This is a genomic window from Algoriphagus sp. SE2, assembly GCF_039563885.1.
In the GTDB taxonomy this organism is placed as follows: domain Bacteria; phylum Bacteroidota; class Bacteroidia; order Cytophagales; family Cyclobacteriaceae; genus Algoriphagus.
In genome coordinates, this window is the sequence record NZ_JBCLWJ010000010.1 from 153,539 (window position 1) to 173,899 (window position 20,361).

Consider the following 20,361-nt stretch of genomic DNA (forward strand, 5'->3'; position numbering starts at 1 on the left):
CTGGTTTTAAATTATCCTTGAATTGATTAAAAAATTATTTTCTCAGTGATCGATGAAGTCAAGGTTCACCGGCGTGATAGGTTGCCCGTTCTTTTGCTGGGCATGCTGAAGTAATTCCTTTGGCTCTTCATAGGAATTTTGTCCACTTGCATCCTTTTGGGTCCAACAGGTGTAGCCATAACCCCGATCTGCATCCAAATTGAAGTCAGGGATTTTTTTCTTGTTTTGCACGGCGTCATACAGGTATTCTGCCAAAGTCAGCCCATTCCCCAACGTAGGGATTCGCTTGTATTTCCTGAAGTAGGCCCTGATGTAATCCGTCAGTTTTGATTCATCTCCTTCCAACTCTGTCAAAAATTCAATAAACTCTTTTTCAAGAGGGATGTCATCAAAAGCATAATGAAGAGGTGTCTGTGCGAAATAAGAATCCGGAGCTCCAACAGCAAAATTGGGTTCAGAGGCAGCAGGATCTTCAGGAGGATAAGCCAGATGCTTTTCCCGGTGAAACAATTGGTCGAGAAATCCACCCCCGTCTAAAAGTACCTTCAGTTTGGGGAGTGAATTTTTTAGATCTGCCGCATTGAATCCAAAAGGATCGTTGAATGCAGTGTTTTTGAATTGTTCAAACCTAGGTTCATTCAAATGTTCCTGCACTGGAAAAGCCAAACCGTTTAGAGAAACTCCCAATCTGAAATTTTGAAAGGCATTGTAGAGATGCTCATAAATCAAACTTGCCGCATATCGAATTCCAGCCGTGGTCAGGGTGGTTAAAGCGCCCAAAACCGCATCAATCAAAGAAGCTGCCGCTGCTACAGCTGCTATCACCAATGCTGCTAGCATGATAAAAATTGCCAGAATATTGAAGTCTCCGGCTATATCTGCTGCATCCTCCAAGAAATCGCCAATATCACCTAGGTTGTCCATGGCAGTTTCCCAGACTTCTTCCAATTCGGCAGTCAGGGAATAGGGAACAGGATCCGGAAGGGTTCCTGTTTCCGTCGCACTTCTCAACCATCGATAGTAGAGACGATAAGAGGCATCCACATCATCAGGAGAGATTTTTCTTCCATACTCATTGTCATTGCTAGCCCCTGATTCAAATACCTCATTTAGAGTTTTGGAAATTAGGTTTGCCAGGTCTCCCGGTAAAACAGAATGAGGATCTGGAACGGGGTCCTCTGCACCGATAGGAGCGATGGTTCCCTCAAAATTAAAGTTATAAAGTGCATGCAATTGGGATCGGTTCCAATCCAAACCTGTATGTGCCTGGAAGTTGAAAACATCCTGATAATTCTCTCCGGTCTTATGTCGCTGGGATTGGGTTCTATAAGGCCCACCATCATTGATATTGACAAAAGGGTGGCCCACAGTATCTCCACTGACATGGGTCAGATAACCGATGGCATATAAATGCAAGGGGGAATTTGGATCTGTTTTTTCCAAAAGAGCTCTGGCAAACCTACCTGTTTTTCGGTAGTGCATCGCATCAAACCACCACCATTCTCCTTTTGGCTGTCCATCCCGATAAGGATGCCCGAGTACATCAAATACATTGAAATCCGTGATAAACTTTTTGACCATTTCCATCAGGGTAGCCAAAAGGGCATCGACTACAGCCTGCATGTCTGTAAACAGCTGTTCCAATTCACTTAAGGTAGAAGAATTTTCCACCACCGCATCTGCCGCAGCGCCCAGTGCATCGATGGCATCGATGATAGGTTGCGGGACGATGGATTTGAGGGTTTCCTTGAATTCATCTAAAAAATCATAGACTTCATAATAAGCTTTTACAGCATCCCCAATGGGAACGGAGCTCCAGTCTTTGGTATTGAAAAACAAGAAATCGGGCCCCTGACAACCCAGAAAGAGGTAGGGGAAATTATCACTGTCGGCAAGTAAAGCTTGGAGTCTGGCATAGTCTGCATTTTCTCCTAACCCTGTGCCTGCTTGGATTTTTTGCTTCAAGGCATTGGCCATGATATGGTGCATTGCTGGTCCTGGCATAGTAAAATGGTTTTAAAGTGAAAAAAAATATTTCGCTGACGCCCTAATTGTGGAATTAAAGTTCCAGGAACTTTTAATCCCAAAAAAACTAGGAACGTCTGATTTCAATCCTTCCAACTCATCAATTAGGATTATAAAAAAATCTAATCGATCTGTGGATCAGCAAGTCTTATCTGGCTTAAAGAAAAAGGAAAGTAAAAATTCATTTCTAATTAAAAAACCAAAGATAATTCTTACTAAGGGATTGAAAATCAGTAGTTAAGTTAAAAATTGTATTTGGGAATAGCAATTTCAACTGCAACAAAATCAGAAATGATTTTCTTAAAGAGAAGGAGTGATTTGGAAAGTAATTTTGATTTAACCCAAAGAAAGTTTTTCTTAAGCTTGATAGAGATATGTAGGAATGGGCTCGTTCAAATTCCTTAAATTCAGGATTGACTTTCCTGTTTTAATGTTTCCAATTCTATTCCACCAATCCATTCAAACTTCTCGTTGCATAAAAAGCAATCGCTAAAGTCCCTGTCTTCAAATGAACCGTTCTCAATTAAGAACTTGATTGTTTTGATTGTAGAATCTTCGTAGCTCATGCTTCCCCACGTCAAGCTTACTTTTCTAAATACTAGCAATTGCCTTTTATACTCAGCTAATTTAATCTCACCTCCTAATATTTTATGATAGTTATCAAAATGTCTGGCATCACCTAATGCTAGGAATACTTCATTGGTAACTGGTAAGAACTCGTTGTAAAGATCAGCGATTGAACTACCCAATTTTACCAAAGCATTGGCAGCCTCTTTAGGGGTAGAATAAAAAGAATCTACTTCCAAAGAAGAATAATCAAATCTTTCAAGGATTCCTTGTGTTTGATCAAAACCAAGTTTATAGGGTTTTTCAGGATTGTCAAAATTATCTTCCGTCAAGTACATTCGAAACTCTCCTGAGTATCCGCTTAATTCCAAGTAATTATTTTCTTCATCATTTTCAGAGATTTTCCAAGGATGTAAGACAGGAGGTAAATAGGATAGATACATAGGATTTTGTTAATTTCATTGTCAGAAGTAATAGATTTAATATAGTCAGAAAAACTTAAAAATGTAGGCTATAATCAACAATTAATACCTTAGAACTAGTCAATGGATATAAAAGAAAGTTTTGGTAAAAGAGTACAGAAACTAAGAAAGTCCAAGGGGATTTCTCAGGAGAAGCTTGCTTTTCTTTCAGGTTTGGACCGTTCATATATTTCAGGAATCGAGCAAGGAAAGAGAAATGCTTCACTTGAGGTAATGGAAAAACTTTCTATAGCCCTAACTATCCATATAAAGGAATTTTTTGAAGAATAAACCATACATAAAGCCCAAAGTAGCAGTTCCTAGATTCTCTGAGGAAAACGGCTTTTATACAACCAAAGCCCGCTCTTTCAATATGTCTCAAATTAAAGGTAAAAATACCAAGCCTGAGAAGTTACTGAAGAAGGCTTTATGGCATGCAGGAGTGAGGTTTAAAACTCCAAAGAAGCCACTTTTTGGTAAACCTGATATCACCCTCAAAAAATACAAACTGGTCATTTTTGTAGATGGAACTTTCTGGCATGGCTACGATTGGGAAAATCGCAAACATGCCATAAAATCCAACCAGGAGTTCTGGATCGCTAAAATCGAACGAAATATGCAACGAGACCAAGAGGTAAACAACTATTTCCAAGAGAAAGGTTGGACCATTATAAGGTTTTGGGATTTTGAGGTGAAGGAGGAGTTGGGGGCATGTTTAAAATATTTATTGAACTACATTATCTATTAAGGGATTGTTTTTCAGATTTTTATATGTCATTTGAAATTACCAATGAAAAAATACCCTGTACTGGGTATTTCAGACCCTAAAAAGATTAACTAACTTATGCATTATTTAATCTATTACTAATTAGTATTTCTCAAGAACATTAATGATTCCTATTATCGATTTATTTGCTGGACCTGGTGGCTTGGGAGAGGGATTTATGAGTCTTACTAATGAAAATAATCAATCCTTATTTGATATTAAACTGTCTATAGAAAAAGATGAAAATGCCCACAAAACACTAACTCTAAGAAGTTTTTACAGACAATTTAAAAAGAAAGGTAGAGCTATTCCTGAGGAATATTACAAATCAATTAAAGAGAAGAACCTAAAAAAAAGAGAAAAGCTGATTGAAAAAATGTTGGATTCTTTTCCTGAAGGAAAAAAAGCAAGGGAAGAAGCTTGTCTTTTAGAATTAGGTTCAAAAGAGTGGCCAGCAGAACGAGTTGATGAATTAATAAAAAGCAGGTTAGGAAAGAATACAAAGAATTGGGTTTTGATTGGTGGACCTCCTTGTCAGGCCTATTCCAATGTTGGGAGATCAAGAGTAGGGGGGATTGATCCAGATGATCATAGAGTTTATCTCTATAAAGAGTATCTCAGGATTATAGAAAAGCATCACCCTGCTGTTTTTGTCATGGAAAACGTCCAAGGGCTTCTTTCGGCAAAAGTAGGGGATGAGAAAGTATTTGATTGGATGAAAAAGGATCTTCAGGTGAATGGATTGTATTCTATTCATTCGCTTGTCAAACCCATTGAAAATGATAGAGATTTTTTAATTAAAGCCGAAGATTATGGGGTTCCTCAGAAAAGGCATAGAGTAATTCTTCTTGGAATTAGGTCTGATTTTAAACATGATGGTGAATACCTAATAAAGAAAGAACCAGTAAAACTTGAATCTGTCATTGGATTATTGCCTAAAGTAAGAAGTGGAATCAGTCGTTCTTTTGAAAAATATCATCCTTATGAAAAATATAAAAATGGAAGCCCTAAAAGAGTTTACAAGAACATAGAAGATGATGATGCAAAATGGTATGATCTAATATCAACTCAGATCTCTAAACTTAGAATTTGGGGAGATATGCCACTCAATGGACTCAGTAAGGGGCCGATTAGTTATCCAAATGGCACAGGTTCTGAATTTTTAGAATGTGAGAAGTCAATTGAAAAAAATCACCCCTTAAAATCATGGTTTTTAGACCCCAAACTTCGAGGAATACCAAATCACGAATCCAGAGCACATTTAACCCAGGACTTGATGAGGTATATGTTTGCCAGTCTTTATGTTGAAAAAAATGGAACATTTCCAAGACTAGAGGATTATGCGAAACATCATTCAGATTTAATCCCCGATCACGCAAATGTCAAATCTGGTAAATTCACTGATCGATTTAGGGTTCAAGTAGCTGATCAACCAGCTACAACTGTGACCAGTCATATATCTAAAGACGGCCATTATTTCATTCACTATGACCCTAAACAATGTCGCTCATTATCAGTGAGGGAGGCGGCTCGGATTCAGACTTTTCCTGACAATTACTTGTTTAGGGGAAGTAGAACTCAGCAATTTCATCAAGTGGGAAATGCGGTTCCACCTTATCTAGCATATCAATTAGCAAAATTAGTTCACCAAATTTTGAAGAAGTAAGAATGCCTAAGACCAGAAAAATTAAAAGTGAAGATGCTTCTCCCAACCCAGAATATCTTATCAAATCCATCGCAGAGCAAGGGTATAGCTTAGAAACATCGTTGGCTGATCTTATGGATAACTCAATATCCGCTAATGCAGACAAAATTGAAGTTTTAATTGATACCGAATCTGAACCATTTAAATTGTTTTTAGCTGACAACGGGGAAGGAATGACTGAAGAGGAATTAGCGAATAACATGCGATTTCCAAGCAATTCTCCAGAAGAATTAAGAAATGATTTCGATCTCGGTCGCTTTGGTCTAGGAATGAAGACAGCCTCTTTTTCTCAGACTAGAAAGTTTACTGTTCTGTCTAAAAAAAGGGGAGACAAAAAGTATCATGGAAGAACCTGGGACGTCGACTTTTTGAAGAAAAATGGCTGGAAAATTATCATCAACTCAGATGAAGAGGTGGCGAATATTATGTATCAATACAATCGCCTCTCGAGAGAATACTTAAACAAATTCGATGATTTTGAAGCAAATACAATTATTGTTTGGGATGGCTTGTACAAGTTCGAGGAATACTTAAATGAGGAAAACAGAAGGGATTCATTAAAAAAAGAAGTAACTGAAGTAACTTCCGATTATCTAGCGTTGGTGTTCCACAGATTCATGGAGAGAAACCTAAACCCTTTACAAATCAGGATTAACAACACCCGAGTTAATCCCTTTAATCCTTTCCCTGAGGAGGAAAAAGACTTTAGAGAAATTGAACCCAAACAAAGCTCATTTAGGTCTGATGTTGTTAAAATCCAAGGATTTGTTTTGCCTTCAAGAGCAATCGCCGAAGTTAAAAAAGGACTAACGAAATGGACTACTCGTTACAGAGGACTCATGGACATGGAAGGTCTATACATTTATCGAGCAGATAGAATAATATTATTTGGAGGATGGAATGGAATAGTAAAAAAGGCCCCTAGACTCCAACTCGCCAGACTGAAAGTGGAGGTTGGTAACAGTGTAGATCATTTACTTCATTTAAATGTTGCAAAATCTCAAATAGTTGTTCCACACGAACTCAGAAAGGCATTTGAGGGCTACATAGAAGAGCTAAAAATTGAAGCAGAAAGGGAGTACTATAATCGCGGAATACGGAAGTTTTCAGGTAAAAAGTCCCACGACAATGTTCAATTATTTGATCGAAGCTATTCGAACAAAGGGTCTGTCTTGGAGGTGAACAAGAATTTTCCCTTGGTTAAAAACCTACAGGATTCACTTGATGATAAGCAAAGGTCTCAATTAAACTTGTTACTTCGGATGATCAACACACGGGTCAATAATATTAGACATGTACACGAAGAAAAAGAATTCCTTGGGATTGAAGAGAAAGATGGCCTCTCTGTTGATGAATTGAAGAATAACATACTGGATTTACAATCAAATGGTGTGTCGAACGAAATAATCAAGGAAGACATTATTCCTCATTTAGGCTACAAATATTCTTCCCTGCCAGATAGCATTAAATCAATATTAAATTAACCGAACGATGAATTACATTGACGTCTTTAGAAAGATTATAAAGGAACAAGTGAACAAGTCCAATGGGGATAAAAAATTCATTGACAACTTATTTAATCAAATCAAAGATGAGGTTATATCCATTTATGGACCAAATTCCTTGGTTGGGCTTCCACAAGTTGATGAAACTACTCTGAAAAGTTATTATGACACTGCCAAAAACGAATATTTATCAGTAAATCCTATTGACCCAGGTTTGAGTCATTCATTAACAAAAAAAGGGTTCAAGACATGGCTCACTGAAGAAAGAGAAAAGAGCATAAGCTGGGACTATTCAGATAGATACTTTAAACACTTGAAAAACCTAGGAAGATCTGAGAAGGTCATAGATGAAACAATTAACTCCAGCTTGTCGATTCTTCGTAAAATGGCCGACCCTAAATCAGGGGCCCCCATTTATAACAAAGGATTGGTTGTCGGAGCAGTACAATCAGGAAAAACAGGGAACTTCAATGCAGTAATTAATAGAGCAATTGATGCCGGTTATGAAATAGTCATAGTTCTAGCCGGTATTATGGAAGACTTAAGAAGTCAAACGCAACAAAGGATCGAAAAGGACATAATTGGAGAGGGTAAAATTGACTCGGGTGAACCTACTGGGACAAAAGGGGTGGGTAAAATAAGACGCTTTGGCGTTCGGGGTGATGAAAAGGTTATTCAGGTAAAATCTTTAACATCCGAAACAAAAGACTTTGGAAAGGCCGTAAAGGAACTAGATCATACTTTAAATGATAAATACGTGCTAGTCTGTAAAAAGAACGTAAGTGTACTAAAAAACCTAATAATTTGGTTACATAATTCTCTTGAGTCAGGCAAAGACAAACACAATATCCCCCTACTAATTATAGATGATGAGGCGGACAATGCGTCCCTTAATAACATGGGTGCTAAAGGAAGAAATTATGCTAGTAAAACGAATGGGCACATCAGGGCAATCTTAGAGCTATTTCATGTTAAATCGTACCTAGGTTACACCGCAACACCGTTCGCCAATGTTTTACAGGATCGAAATGTATCTCCTGAAAACGATTGGGAAATTAAGTACAAGTTCAAAGGTGATGATGTTGAAAAACTATTGAAAAGGGTAGACAATATCTTTCCAGATGACTTTATTGAACTATTAAGCCCGCCGTCAAATTATGTGGGTGCTAAGCAAATATTTGAGACAATAACACCGATTGAAAACCAAACCGATGAAAATGAAAAAATACCATTAATCGCCCCACCTGTAGATGACTTTATAGAATATTTTCCATCTCGTGTCTATCAGAACAGAGATGGGGAAATTGTTGGCGTTGAGAACATAAGAAATAGAGCCGAATGGGATGAAAAATTTGGGTTCGGTGGTTATCTTGATTTTGATTCATACAATGAGTATAGAAAAGAAACTTGGGCGCCAAGAAAAGAGGACCCTTTTCCAAAAGAATTGCCAGAGTCATTAAAGACTGCTATTAAGTGCTTCATAATTGCTCTAGCAATAAGAGAATTCAGAATTCCAAGTATGGTGAATTCAGACCTTTATCAGCCGCACAACACTATGCTTGTGCATGTTTCGCGGTTCACATTTTGGCAAAATACAACGAAAACACTAATAGAGAAATACGTAAATGAAATAGTTTCAAAAATAAATAATGATCGCCCAAGCAGCTCAAACTCAATTTATACTGATTTAGAAAAATTATGGTACAGTAATTACGGATTTGCTCATATTGTCCAAAATGTAAAGAGCTACCTGCCTAGGGGTTACGAAGATGAATTCATGTCTCCATTAGTTTTTGACTCGTTGGTTCCAGTATTTATAAGTGCAGTTAGAGGTATAGAGATAAAAGCAATAAATAGCCACACAAAAGACACTTTAGAATATCCGAAGAATTCTCCAAAAAAAATTATTGCTATTGGTGGTAACCGACTTTCAAGAGGTTTTACTCTGGAAGGTCTAACTATTAATTATTTCATTCGAGTGACAAATTACTCAGATGCATTACTTCAAATGGGAAGATGGTTTGGATACAGACCAGGGTATTTGGATTGTTGTAAAATTTTCACGTCTAAAGACTCTTTAGATAAGTTTAATGATACAACTCGCTGTATCGAAGAATTAGAATCTGAATTTATTAAAATGGAGGACCAAGGCAAGACTCCTGAAAAATTTGTTCTTCGTGTAAGAAAGCACCCTGGAACCCTGAAAATTACGAGACCGGCCATTTTAAAAAACGCTAAAGAGGTTAAGTGGTCATATCAGGATTCTCTTGTAATGACTACACAGCTGAAGGTTGATAAGAAAAGTATAGAAGATATCTGGAATAATTTCAAAAATAATATCGCCCCAAGGTTTCAAGAATCAGAACGAGATGATATTCTCAAGTATAAGACGGATGCTCGAGAAGTTATAAGAATTTTAAAAACCCAACCGAACAATTTTAACGACAATGACCCAGAATATCTGACGAAGTTTATTGAACTCTGCTTTGATAAAGGGTATTTATCAAATTGGACAATTGCTTTGAAAACTACTGGGGCATCGCCAAATAAAAAATCTAAAGAAGAAATCGGTTTGTCTAATTCTATTTCAAAAAATGTCATTGAATTGTCGAAAAGGTCGGGACCTACAAATGACGATGACGTACGCAAATTTTTAAATGAATCATTATTTAAAGCGAGTAGCAAAAGTGCTAATATCATTTCGGCAAACACTGATATGTCCATCCTTCTGTCAAAGGATGAAAAATCAAAAGCTGAGAGTGATTTTTACAAGCATAAAGCGTCCGAAATTATGAAAAGGAACAAGGGTATTAGTCTCGATACTGCAATGAATGAGGCAAAGACGAAAACCGTTCCCGAAAGGTATTATCGAGGAATGATGAAAGAAACAGAAGGGCTACTTATGATCTATCTGTTCGATTCATACTATGCCTTTAATCAAGAGTTCACCAACAATAAAGACCCACAAAAAAAGAAAGAATTAGAGGAGCTCTTCAGAGTTTATGTTCAAGCAAATGAAATTGATCTGAAAATTCCCTTGGTAGGTTATGCTATTGAATTTCCTCCAATAGATAATGACCCTGGGGGAGTTTATTTGCAGGGTGACTATGATTTAAACGAAGAGTGTGAGATTTGCGGTGAGGTTGATTGCATTTGTAATGACAACGAGGACGAATTAGAAGGTATATCAGACTACAATGAATAATTCTGAACTAAAATCTAAATGGGAAGATATAGCGACTTCCTCAGAAAAGAAAGGCTTTAAAGCTCTCCGAATTACAGCAACTTGTATTCCTGATCTGTTTATTGCATTAGACACTGAAGGGTTTCGTTGCCTAATATTCTTTCTACCCGCAGGTTTAGATGTTGATACTAGAGGTTTAGACAAAAACAAATTGCACCTTAGCTATATTCCCTCCAAATCAGTACTTTTTATCAAGTTAAAAGATTCTGAGTTTTTTGATTTATTTGATGATCTTATTCTATCGATATACTCGAAGATTAATTCAATATCTAATCCGAAAAAAGCTTCGCATGAATTTATCGCAACATTTTATAAATGGTCATATTTTTTTGAAGATACACTCAAAAAAAAGCTAGGAGAAGAACAAGTTCAGGGATTATTTGGAGAGTTGTTTGTTTTGAGGGAATTTGTCGAACAATGTGACCCATTAAAAATTAATTCTGTTCTATCTTCCTGGAAGGGGCCTTACGACGCGCCGAATGACTTTATACTTGATAATAAGAATCTTGAGGTTAAAACCAAAAGAGAAGCACTGCCAAGTGTTAAAATTTCAAGTGAATTTCAGTTAGAACCAGAACACAGTAAAGGACTTGAATTAGTGGTTCTTTCAGTAAAACTGGACCTAACAATTGGTCAATCTATCCATAATTTGCTATCACAACTGGTTCAAAAAATAAGGGAAAAGGCGGGTGATCTTACAATATTGTTTCAAGCGTTGACCCAGAAAGGACTAACCATCGATTCGCTTAGAGATTACAATAACCACAGGTTTATTGTTAGTAACAAATGTACATACGATTGCACTGTCAAAGGATTTCCTAGACTATCCACTTCAAACATTCCTAAAGAAGTAAGCGATCTGAGATATACTTTAAAAATTAAGAGTCTTAACGACTTTTTAATCGAAGAAAAAAAATATTAAAATGATTCTAGAAGAGTTTTTTAAATACCGCCAAGAACTTCTTGATTTATCAAAAGACGACGAGGGCTTTATACAAGAATCTTTGCTCTTATCTCAGGTCTTACCATCAATGCTAGACTCCAAGCTAATTGATTCGGAAGATGCGAATGGCTCATACTTTAAATCAAGGCCAAATAAGCTTAAGATAAACGCATACTGCGTCAATGAATCTGGAGAGAGGTTACAGCTTTTCATGATAAACGAAGCATCCATCGATCTTTCTGCAACGAACAAAGATCTCCAGATTTCCCAAAAATTATACTACGAAAATGAATTCAAAAGAGGTACAAACTTTATAAACAAGGCAATTAAAGGTCATTTGAATGACGAAATACAAGATTCAAGCCCCGCACGAGCTCTCATATCTAAAATGTCATCGTCTGAGGGGGCGGATCAATTTGATGTAGTTGAGTTGTTTTTAATCACAGCCACAGCCACGATTAATTCACGAACTGCAACACCTCAACCACTGAGAATGGAATTTGAAAATGAGTCTATGATCGTTTCATACTCAAAGAATAGAGAGAAGACGAAAAAAGAATTGCTAATTAAGAAAAGGCTAATCGATCTAAATTTCCTCCATAATGTCCTAATTTCTCAAGGGAACAGAGAGGCACTCGAAGTCGACTTTAAAAAAATGTTTGGCGAGCCTCTGTCAGCAATTCAAGCCGCTGATGAAGAACATTTCGCATCCTACCTCTGTGTTCTACCAGCTAAAATAATTGCTGGATTATATAAGGAGTATAGTTCGCGTCTTCTTGAAAAAAACGTGCGATCATTCCTTCAATTCAGAGGGGTGAATAAAGGCATTCGAGAAACCATCAGAAAGGAACCTGAAAAATTCGTGGCATATAACAATGGTCTAACTATAACTGCTACCAAGGCTGATATTGAAAATCAAGCAGGAAGTACCACAATTAACTCTCTTACTGATTTTCAGATAGTTAACGGGGGGCAAACTACATGTACTATATATTTTACACAAAAGGATGGTTTTGATATAAGTAATGTTAAAGTGATGGCAAAAATCAATGTTGCTAAAAAAACTACTGAAGAGGAACTTGAGGAACTGATTTCTAACATCAGTAACTATTCAAATGCCCAATCAAAAGTTTCCAAGGTTGATTTACGTTCTAGAAATCCACAACTCATCAAACTAAAAGCCTTAAGTGAAAGTGTCATCACGCCATCTGGATTGAAATGGTTCTTTGAACGGGCGAAGGGAGAGTTTAACACCATGGTTAGAGCAAAAGGCCAAAACAAAAATCAAATTCTCAAAGAGTTCCCGACAGCTAGACGATTTTCTAAAGAATTATTAGCAAAATACTATTGCGCATGGGGAGAACAGCCATACTTGGTTAAACGTGGTGGAGAAAAAGTTTTTAGGTATTTCATAGAAGAAATATCCGGGGAAGGTAGCTCAAAAAAGCCAGCTAATGTAAATAGAAGTTTTTACGAAGAATTAATAGCCAAAGTCATTTTGTTTAGGTCTTTGGAAAAACTCTATGGCCAAGGGAAAAATTCAATGGGGCAACTTCGATCAGTAGCCGTTCCTTATTCTATCTCAATACTTTATAAGTACATGGACGGAACTAAATCGAGCATGCCATTCGATTTGTTAAAAATTTGGCTAAGTGAAAAACTGGAAGATGATTTGGAAGCATTCTTCAATGAGCTATTAATGTTGATGAATGATCTTGTTAAAAAATACTCTCAGAGTGATGACTACGGGGAGTATTCAAAAAAACCGGAATTGTGGGCTGATATTGTTGAGTCAAGTGAAATCAGGGAGTTCATGTCAAGCTTAAACTCAATTGAAATCATTAATAAGTATGGGATTTCAAGGGATGAGTTGAAGAAACGTAATAAGGCTCAATCCGAAATCGTAGAAGTAGATTTTCATGAGATAAACAGAAATGTTCTAATTCACACAAATAATCAAGAGTATTATAAATCTATTCGATCAAAAATGGATGAAGATATTGATGAACACGATAAAAGAAAAATCACATCAATTATAAATCGAATTGCTTCTAAAAAGGATATCGAAGTTGATTTAATCGATTATGAAAATGACTTAATCAATCGAATTCGTGTGAAGAGGCCGGAAATTTTCGACCAATTAAGGACAGAATATGATACTGCTCTAAATGACACTCTCGATTTTATTATTAGAAAATACAATAGTGCCGTTGAGTCCGCAGAAAGTACAGTTTCTGAATTTAATAAAGTTGAAATGATTGCGATATCAAAAAAGGTTAAGTATGCTTCCGTATTTGGCCAAATTGGAAAGAAATTAGACAAAGGTATTGCTCCAAATATTCAAGATTTAATATATGCTTCGGAATATTTCAAAGCTCGAAAACCGGAGCAGAAAAAGAAAGAGGCGTCGCAAATTACATTAACAGATACTCTTCTCCGAAGAATGTCCGAGTGGGAGGCACAGAATAGGGTACTATCCAACAAGGAGAGGACCTATGTTGCCGATTTTGCTTATGGTCTGAAGAACAGGAATGATTTTCACAACCAAAACTTGAAACGTCATCTTGAAACATTGATAAAAAACGGATTCGATATTTAAAGGGTATATGGCAGAACGATCTAGGGAATTAATTCAAGTAGGATATTACCTATCAAAATACGGAAAAGAAGGCCCTCCCGTAAGGTTAAATACAGATAAATGGAATGAGGCTTATAGAATGTTTTATGACACTTTAAATGATGGTAGAACTGTGTTAGAATTTGAGCATAGTCTAAAAAACTCAAGAGATGCTTTTGACAGTTACTTTCCTGATACTAACAGACAAGGATGGAAAGATGAAGAAGGTAAACCAGCAAAGCTAACAGGGGTTTCGGAAGAGGTTTATCATTATTTTTTTAATAAAAATGAAAGTTTTGTTTGGTCTATAATCGAGCCATTTTTAGACCTAAGTATTAAGATAAAACCTATTGTTTTCAAAGATTTAATTTCGGAAGATATGGCGGGGAGTAATTCAAATTTAACAAGAACAGAAGGTGGTATAAAAGTTAGAATATCAAAGTCTATTGAAAGAAACTCAAAATTGAGACAAGAAGCCTTAAATATACACGGATATAAATGTCAAGTATGTAGTTTTGATTTTGAACTAATATATGGTGAATGGGGGAAGGAGTTTGCTGAAGTACATCATGTTAAACCATTGTCAGAATTAAAAGGTCAAAAGCAAGAAACTAACTCTAAAACTGACTTGGCGGTCTTGTGCGCTAACTGTCATAGGATGGTGCATCGTAAAAATGGGATTACTTTAACATTGGATGAATTAAGGTTGAAAATTGTTAAATAATAGAATCATTTTAACTTAACATAACTTTATGATTAAGTGATTTCATCTTCAATTATCTAAATTTTTATTCTTTATGAAAGTTTTAACCAAATCCAGGTTTAAACTTGGTCTGGAATGCCCCAATAAATTATTCTATACTAGAAAGGATGAATATCCTGATAGTAAATCGATTGATTCATTTTTAAAGGCATTGGCCCAAGGAGGATTTCAAGTAGAGGAATTAGCTCGCATGCATTATCCTGATGGAATTTTGATCGAAGGAAATGATTGGGACTACAAATTACTTTGGGAACAGACACAGGAATTATTAAGACAAGAAAACGTAATAATTTTTGAAGCGGCTTTCCTTTTTGATGGGCTTTTTGTCCGTACTGATATTTTGGTGAAGAAGGGAAATAGGGTTGAATTAATAGAGGTAAAATCTAAGTCCTTTGACCCTACAGACGACTTTCTATTTGTTGGAACAAGGGGAGGGATGGTCTCTTCTTGGAAACCTTACCTCTTTGATGTCGCTTTCCAGAAGTTTGTGATACAGTCCTGTTTTCCGGATTGGCGAATTAAGTCATTTATGATGATGGCTGACAAGTCAAAAAAAGCAAGTATTGATGGATTAAATCAGCTTTTTAGAATTAGTAAAAAAGGAGAGGGGCGAACTGGAATAAAAAAGAAAGTTACAAGTTTAGAGGAAACTGGTGATTCAGTTTTGGGAAGGAAGGATGTTACTGGGATTATCCAGGATATTGAGGAGAATAAATTCATTTATCATGATAATCTTCCTTTCCAGGATTCAATCAAACTTTTTAAGGATAAATATGAAAAAGATGAATATGCTGCATGGCCTACTTCATTTAGTGCTTGCAAAGCCTGTGAATTCAAATGTTCTAGTGATGAATTGATTCAAGGTAAAAAATCAGGATTCAGGGAATGTTTTATTAAACAGCATAAATGGGTTGACAGTGATTTTGAGAAACCAAACAACTTTGATATTTACAATTTTAGGAAAGGAGGGAAGATATTTGATCAAGGAATTATTTTTAAGAATGAGCTTACAGAAGATCTAATTGGATTAAAGACTCAACCTGAAAATCTTAGCACCTCTCATAGACAATGGCTTCAGATTGAAAAGGAGACAAATAATGACCCATCAATTTATGTGGATAAAGAGGGATTGAAACAGGAAATGGATTCGTGGACCTTTCCACTTCATTTTATCGACTTTGAAACTAGTACAGTTGCCTTGCCATTTTATAAGGGAATGAGTCCCTATGAACAAGTAGCATTTCAGTATTCACACCATATTTATTATGAAGACGGAAGTATCCATCATGCCTCAGAATACATCAATAATCAGGCAGGGGTATTTCCAAATTTCGAATTTATCAGGAAGTTAAAAACCAGCCTAGAGTCCGATAGAGGTACTATTTTCAAATATTCAAACCATGAAAACACGATCCTAAATGCAATCTACATCCAGTTACTAAATTCGAATGAAGCTGATAAAGATGAGTTAATGGCTTTCATTCAAGATATATCTCATTCAAAAAAGGAGAGTACTATTAAATGGACAGGGGATAGGGATATGGTGGATTTATGGGAAGTTGAAAAGAACTTTTATTATAACCCTTTGACCAAAGGTTCCAATTCGATAAAAGCTGTGCTACCAGCCTCATTGGCTTCAAGCCAAATGTTGCAGGAAAAATATTCGCAGCCTATTGGAAAAATTAATGTTTCCAGTAGAAATTTCCATGAAAGTCATGTTTGGTTACAAACTGAAAATGGAAAAGTAACTAACCCATATAAAATGCTGCCGCCCCTCTTCGAAAACTGGACGGATGAACAATTAGAGTCTACTTTATCTGAAATGGAAGGTGTTAATGATGGAGGAGCAGCTCTAACGGCATATGGAAAATTACAATATACTGATATGGAGCAAATTGAAATTGATGAATTGACTAAAGCCCTTTTAAAATATTGCGAGTTGGATACTTTAGCCATGGTAATGATATATGAGCATTTTAGGGAACTTTTAGACAGTATTGAATAATCCCTACGCCAACTCCCTTAAATCCACCGGTACCACTCTGGAAACTCCTGCTTCAATCATGGTAATGCCATAGATAATATCCGTGCTGGCCATGGTGCGCTTGTTATGGGTGACGATAATAAACTGGGACTCGCCGCTAAACTGCTGGATAATCTGGTTGAACTTATCAATATTCGCATCATCCAGCGGAGCATCCACCTCATCAAAAATACAGAAAGGCGCAGGCTTTAAGAGGTAAATTGAAAAGAGTAGGGAAGTGGCTGTCAGCGTCTTCTCACCTCCAGAAAGTTGATTGATTGTCAAGGGTCGCTTTCCCTTGGGCTTGGCCATAATCTCGATGGCAGACTCCAAAGGATTATCCGGATCCACCAAGGTCAGATCACAATCATCCTGCTCGGTAAAGAGGGAGCGGAAGACTTTGATAAAGTTCTCCTTGATCTTCCCGAATGCATCCAGAAAGGTCTCCTTCGCTACCTGATCGATTTCTTTGATGGTATTCAGCAGGGATTCCTTGGCTTTGATCAGATCCTCTTTTTGGCCGCTGATAAAATCATACCGTACCTTAATCTCATCATACGCTTCCATGGCCATCGGGTTAATAGGACCGATGCGCTCCAGTTTCTCTTTTTGCTTCCGTACCAGTTCGCGGAGATCCTCTTCTTTAAATTCCAAAAACTCCTCGTCCAGGTTGGGATTTTCTTCCATCAGCTGATCCAGATCCAGTTCGAATTCCACGCTCAAGCGCTCCTTCATCCCGGTCATTTTCAGCTTGGTCTCGTTGACAGTATTTTGCAGCTCATGCAGCAGCTCATCATGGGCTTCCTTGCTCTTTTGCATTCCCCGGATTTTCTGATCTGTTTGATCGATCAGTTCACGGGAACCATAATATTCCTTTTCTGCTTCCTGAACGCCCTTTTCGATACCTTCTTTCTCTGCATACAACTCGATCAGCTCATCGTCCTTAACTTCATTATTATCCAGCAAAGACTTGATCTCTGTATCCAGATTGCTGAGTTCGGCCTGGGATTTTTCGATTCGTTCCTTCGAACTCTCATACGCATTCTGCTTGAATTCAATTTCCTGGTCCAGTGAATTTACGCGGTTGAGTTGCTGGTGATATAAAATGTTTTCCTGATTGAAAGCCTGGGATTTTTCAGAGAGCTTGGCGGATTCCTCCTCCAAGTTTTCATTCAGTGCTTCCAGATCTTCCTGTGCAGCTTCGTATTCCGCTTTCTCCTCAAAAAGTCTTGGTTGAATTCCAGTCAAGCTTTCTTCCAGACTGGCAATTCGATCTAAAATATCCTCCCGCTTGTTGGCATTGCTGCTCAGGAGTTCTCCTAGCTGTTCTTTTTTGGTTCGAACGGAAACATAATTCTGATTGATTTCATTGATCTCTTTCTGGCTTTCTTCCAAGGTTTTCTTGTAGCTGACTTCCTTCAGCTTCATCAGATCTGAAAGCTTTTTATCCAGGTCATTACGCGTAGCGGAAACCTTCTTATTCAGGTCTTTGATCTCCTTGTCCAGCTTTTCCAGATTCTTGGCCCGACCGATTCTTTTTCCTTCGAAAAGTCCTACAGAACCACCGGAAAGGCTGAATTTACGCTTCGTGAATTTGCCGCTTTCGGAAATAAAGATTGCATCATTATCCTGCGGAAAGTCCTTGCGATCACCCTGCACGATGTAGACATTGTCCAGAATAAAGTTGATCAGACGGGAATATTTTACATCAAACTCTATGATCTCTGTTGCAGCAATGGCATTGGAGAAAAGCTTGGTTTGACTGGGCTTAAAGCGTTCAAAATGCTCTAGAACAAAGAAATTTGCTTTGCCTCGGGCGGTATCAGAAAGCAGGTTAATCGCGGTGATGGCTTGTTGCTCTGTTTCTACCACGTAATAATTCATATAGCCCTCCAGGTAATTCTCGATCGTCACCCGGTATTTTTCATCCGTAGTCAGCAGATCGGAGAGGAGGGGCACATCCTTGCCCCAGGAATTATTCTTTTTGAGAAACTTGATGGCTTCAGGGAAACCCTCGAGATTCTCGACCAGGGATTTGGTCAGATTGTATTCGTTCTGTTTGGAATCCAGTTTTCTGGAAGATTGGGTGAGTTCCTCCCGGATCATTTCGATCACGCGGTTGGTATCCTCGATCTTCTGATCCAAATCTTCTTGCTTCGCCTTCATTACTTCGTAGGCCTGAGTAGCTGTATCCAATTCAGATTTGAGTTGGATCAGTTTTTCTTCAAAATCCACCAAAGATGCCTCCTGCGAGGAATCATCAGAGGAAGTCCGCTCCAATTCCTGCTTCAGCGTAGAAAGCTGGATTTGCTTGATTTCCTGCTCTTTGCCGAGTTGGTAGACCTTTTCCTTCAGTTGCTCAAAAGAGGCAGTTAAGGTTTTTTGCTTGAGCTGATGTTCTGAGTGAACTTGCTTCTGACTTTCATATGCTTCCCGAAGTTCGCCGACTATGACCTCTTTTTCCGCTAGCATTTTAGCGGCAGATTCCTGCTCATGCTTGAGCGATCGAATAGAGAAACCTGCGCGATCGTTAGACTTTCTATCTGCATCAATCTGGTCCCGAAGCTTTTGAGATCGGTCTTCCAGAAAGCGCAGGCGCTCGTTCTTGATTTTCTTCTCCGATTCGAAAGTTCGGATTTTGTTAACGTGGTCGTTGAGTGTTTTTTGGCGTGAGGCCAGTAGTTTCTCTTTGGTGATCAGATCTGCTTTGAGCTGATTCAACAAGGCTTCACGATCTGCAATCTGGGTTTGTAATTGCAGCTTTCTGTCATTTTCCTCTTGGATCTTCTGGTTGGTTGCCAAAAGAGAGGAAGTATATTTTTCTATGCTTTTCTTAGCCAGGTTGATGCTGGCCACTTTGTATTCTTTTTTGATCTCAAAGTACTTGGCAGCTTGCTTTGCCTGCTTTTCCAGACTTTTTAAGTTCTTTTCAATTTCATAAAGCAAGTCTTCCACCCGGTCTAAATCCCCGTCCGTGTCCTCCAGCTTTCGTAGGGTTTCTTTCTTTCGGTTTTTGAATTTGGAGATGCCAGCAGCCTCCTCGAAGAGATCCCTTCTGGAGTTGTTCTTATCATTCAGCAACTCATCAATCATCTTCAATTCGATGATCGCGTAGGAATTGGAATTGATCCCCGTATCCATAAAGAGATTGGTGATATCCTTTAAACGGCAGGTAACTCCATTGATTTGGTATTCACTGTCTCCGGATCGGTAGTAGCGACGGGTGATCATCACATGTGTATATTCAGTAGGAAGGAGGTTTTTAGTATTCTCGAAAGTGAGGGAAACCTCGGCCAGATTGGAAGGTTTTCGGTTTTTTGTTCCGTTGAAGATGACGTTTTCCATCTTGTCTGAGCGGAGCAAACGGGTTTTTTGTTCACCCAAAACCCAGCGGATGGCATCGACGACGTTGGATTTGCCGCAACCGTTTGGACCGACCACACCAGTGATTCCTTTGTCAAAATGAATCACCATTTTATCCCCAAAACTCTTAAACCCCTTGATCTCCAGCTTACTGAGCAGCATCCTTATTTGTTAATCTGAAATAAAGAAACAAAATAAGATCATTTGGTAGATTGTCCAAGGATTTGGCAAATCTATGCTCATTAAAAAATGAGGTTTTATTTTATTCAATAAAAATTACATGCAGTTTTCTATGTTACTTTTGAAACCAAAAGTAACCAAAAGTTTTTTCCCTAAACTCTCCTTCAAATCGGCAGCATATTTGGGTGAAATCTCAATC

Annotated in this window: 12 protein-coding genes; 9 read left to right on the forward strand and 3 right to left on the reverse strand. The window is 37.7% G+C overall.

Translation table 11 applies throughout. The features are described 5' to 3' along the window. Positions 1 to 42: 42 nt before the first annotated feature. A complete protein-coding gene (locus AAGF08_RS13315) occupies positions 43 to 2,004 on the reverse strand; it encodes a hypothetical protein (RefSeq protein ID WP_343511710.1) in 1,962 nt (653 codons plus the stop codon). A gap of 428 nt (positions 2,005 to 2,432) precedes the next feature. After that, entirely contained in the window at positions 2,433 to 3,035 is a 603-nt protein-coding gene (locus AAGF08_RS13320) for a hypothetical protein (RefSeq protein ID WP_343511712.1), read from the reverse strand. 102 nt (positions 3,036 to 3,137) lie between these two features. On the opposite strand from AAGF08_RS13320, the gene AAGF08_RS13325 reads away from it, so the two are divergent. From AAGF08_RS13325 to AAGF08_RS13365, 9 genes are all read left to right on the forward strand, one after another. Continuing rightward, entirely contained in the window at positions 3,138 to 3,344 is a 207-nt protein-coding gene (locus AAGF08_RS13325) for a helix-turn-helix transcriptional regulator (RefSeq protein WP_343511713.1), read from the forward strand. Beyond that, on the forward strand, positions 3,334 to 3,801 hold the full coding sequence (locus tag AAGF08_RS13330) for a very short patch repair endonuclease (protein ID WP_343511714.1): 468 nt from the start codon (positions 3,334 to 3,336) through the stop codon (positions 3,799 to 3,801). The genes AAGF08_RS13325 and AAGF08_RS13330 overlap by 11 nt, the downstream gene beginning before the upstream one ends. Before the next feature lie 142 nt (positions 3,802 to 3,943). Then, entirely contained in the window at positions 3,944 to 5,485 is a 1,542-nt protein-coding gene (locus tag AAGF08_RS13335; RefSeq protein ID WP_343511715.1) for a DNA cytosine methyltransferase, read from the forward strand. Positions 5,486 to 5,487: 2 nt separating this feature from the next. Then, entirely contained in the window at positions 5,488 to 7,008 is a 1,521-nt protein-coding gene (locus AAGF08_RS13340; RefSeq protein WP_343511716.1) for an ATP-binding protein, read from the forward strand. 7 nt (positions 7,009 to 7,015) lie between these two features. Next, positions 7,016 to 10,234, forward strand: coding sequence for a Z1 domain-containing protein (locus AAGF08_RS13345; RefSeq protein WP_343511717.1), 3,219 nt, complete (start codon positions 7,016 to 7,018; stop codon positions 10,232 to 10,234). Continuing rightward, positions 10,227 to 11,195, forward strand: a complete 969-nt coding sequence (locus AAGF08_RS13350) for a PD-(D/E)XK motif protein (RefSeq protein WP_343511718.1) — start codon at positions 10,227 to 10,229, stop codon at positions 11,193 to 11,195. Before AAGF08_RS13345 ends, AAGF08_RS13350 begins: the two co-directional genes overlap by 8 nt. A 1-nt stretch (position 11,196) precedes the next feature. Further along, entirely contained in the window at positions 11,197 to 13,815 is a 2,619-nt protein-coding gene (locus tag AAGF08_RS13355; RefSeq protein ID WP_343511719.1) for an AIPR family protein, read from the forward strand. 7 nt (positions 13,816 to 13,822) lie between these two features. Then, positions 13,823 to 14,557, forward strand: a complete 735-nt coding sequence (locus AAGF08_RS13360; RefSeq protein ID WP_343511720.1) for an HNH endonuclease — start codon at positions 13,823 to 13,825, stop codon at positions 14,555 to 14,557. Between the two features lie 73 nt (positions 14,558 to 14,630). Then, positions 14,631 to 16,601, forward strand: coding sequence for a DUF2779 domain-containing protein (locus tag AAGF08_RS13365; protein WP_343511722.1), 1,971 nt, complete (start codon positions 14,631 to 14,633; stop codon positions 16,599 to 16,601). 3 nt (positions 16,602 to 16,604) lie between these two features. On the opposite strand, the gene smc is transcribed toward AAGF08_RS13365, so the two are convergent. Next, positions 16,605 to 20,144: a chromosome segregation protein SMC gene (gene smc, locus AAGF08_RS13370; RefSeq protein ID WP_343511723.1), complete on the reverse strand. Its 3,540-nt coding sequence runs from the start codon at positions 20,142 to 20,144 to the stop codon at positions 16,605 to 16,607. Positions 20,145 to 20,361 lie beyond the last annotated feature (217 nt).

Excerpts from the sequence above, each read along its gene's own strand:
- AAGF08_RS13365 (WP_343511722.1), top strand. The coding sequence starts at position 14,631 with ATGAAAGTTTTAACCAAATCCAGGTTTAAACTTGGTCTGGAATGCCCC.
- AAGF08_RS13320 (WP_343511712.1), bottom strand. The coding sequence starts at position 3,035 with ATGTATCTATCCTATTTACCTCCTGTCTTACATCCTTGGAAAATCTCT.
- smc (WP_343511723.1), bottom strand. The coding sequence starts at position 20,144 with ATGCTGCTCAGTAAGCTGGAGATCAAGGGGTTTAAGAGTTTTGGGGAT.
- AAGF08_RS13335 (WP_343511715.1), top strand. The coding sequence starts at position 3,944 with ATGATTCCTATTATCGATTTATTTGCTGGACCTGGTGGCTTGGGAGAG.
- AAGF08_RS13350 (WP_343511718.1), top strand. The coding sequence starts at position 10,227 with ATGAATAATTCTGAACTAAAATCTAAATGGGAAGATATAGCGACTTCC.
- AAGF08_RS13340 (WP_343511716.1), top strand. The coding sequence starts at position 5,488 with ATGCCTAAGACCAGAAAAATTAAAAGTGAAGATGCTTCTCCCAACCCA.
- AAGF08_RS13345 (WP_343511717.1), top strand. The coding sequence starts at position 7,016 with ATGAATTACATTGACGTCTTTAGAAAGATTATAAAGGAACAAGTGAAC.
- AAGF08_RS13325 (WP_343511713.1), top strand. The coding sequence starts at position 3,138 with ATGGATATAAAAGAAAGTTTTGGTAAAAGAGTACAGAAACTAAGAAAG.
- AAGF08_RS13360 (WP_343511720.1), top strand. The coding sequence starts at position 13,823 with ATGGCAGAACGATCTAGGGAATTAATTCAAGTAGGATATTACCTATCA.
- AAGF08_RS13315 (WP_343511710.1), bottom strand. The coding sequence starts at position 2,004 with ATGCCAGGACCAGCAATGCACCATATCATGGCCAATGCCTTGAAGCAA.
- AAGF08_RS13355 (WP_343511719.1), top strand. The coding sequence starts at position 11,197 with ATGATTCTAGAAGAGTTTTTTAAATACCGCCAAGAACTTCTTGATTTA.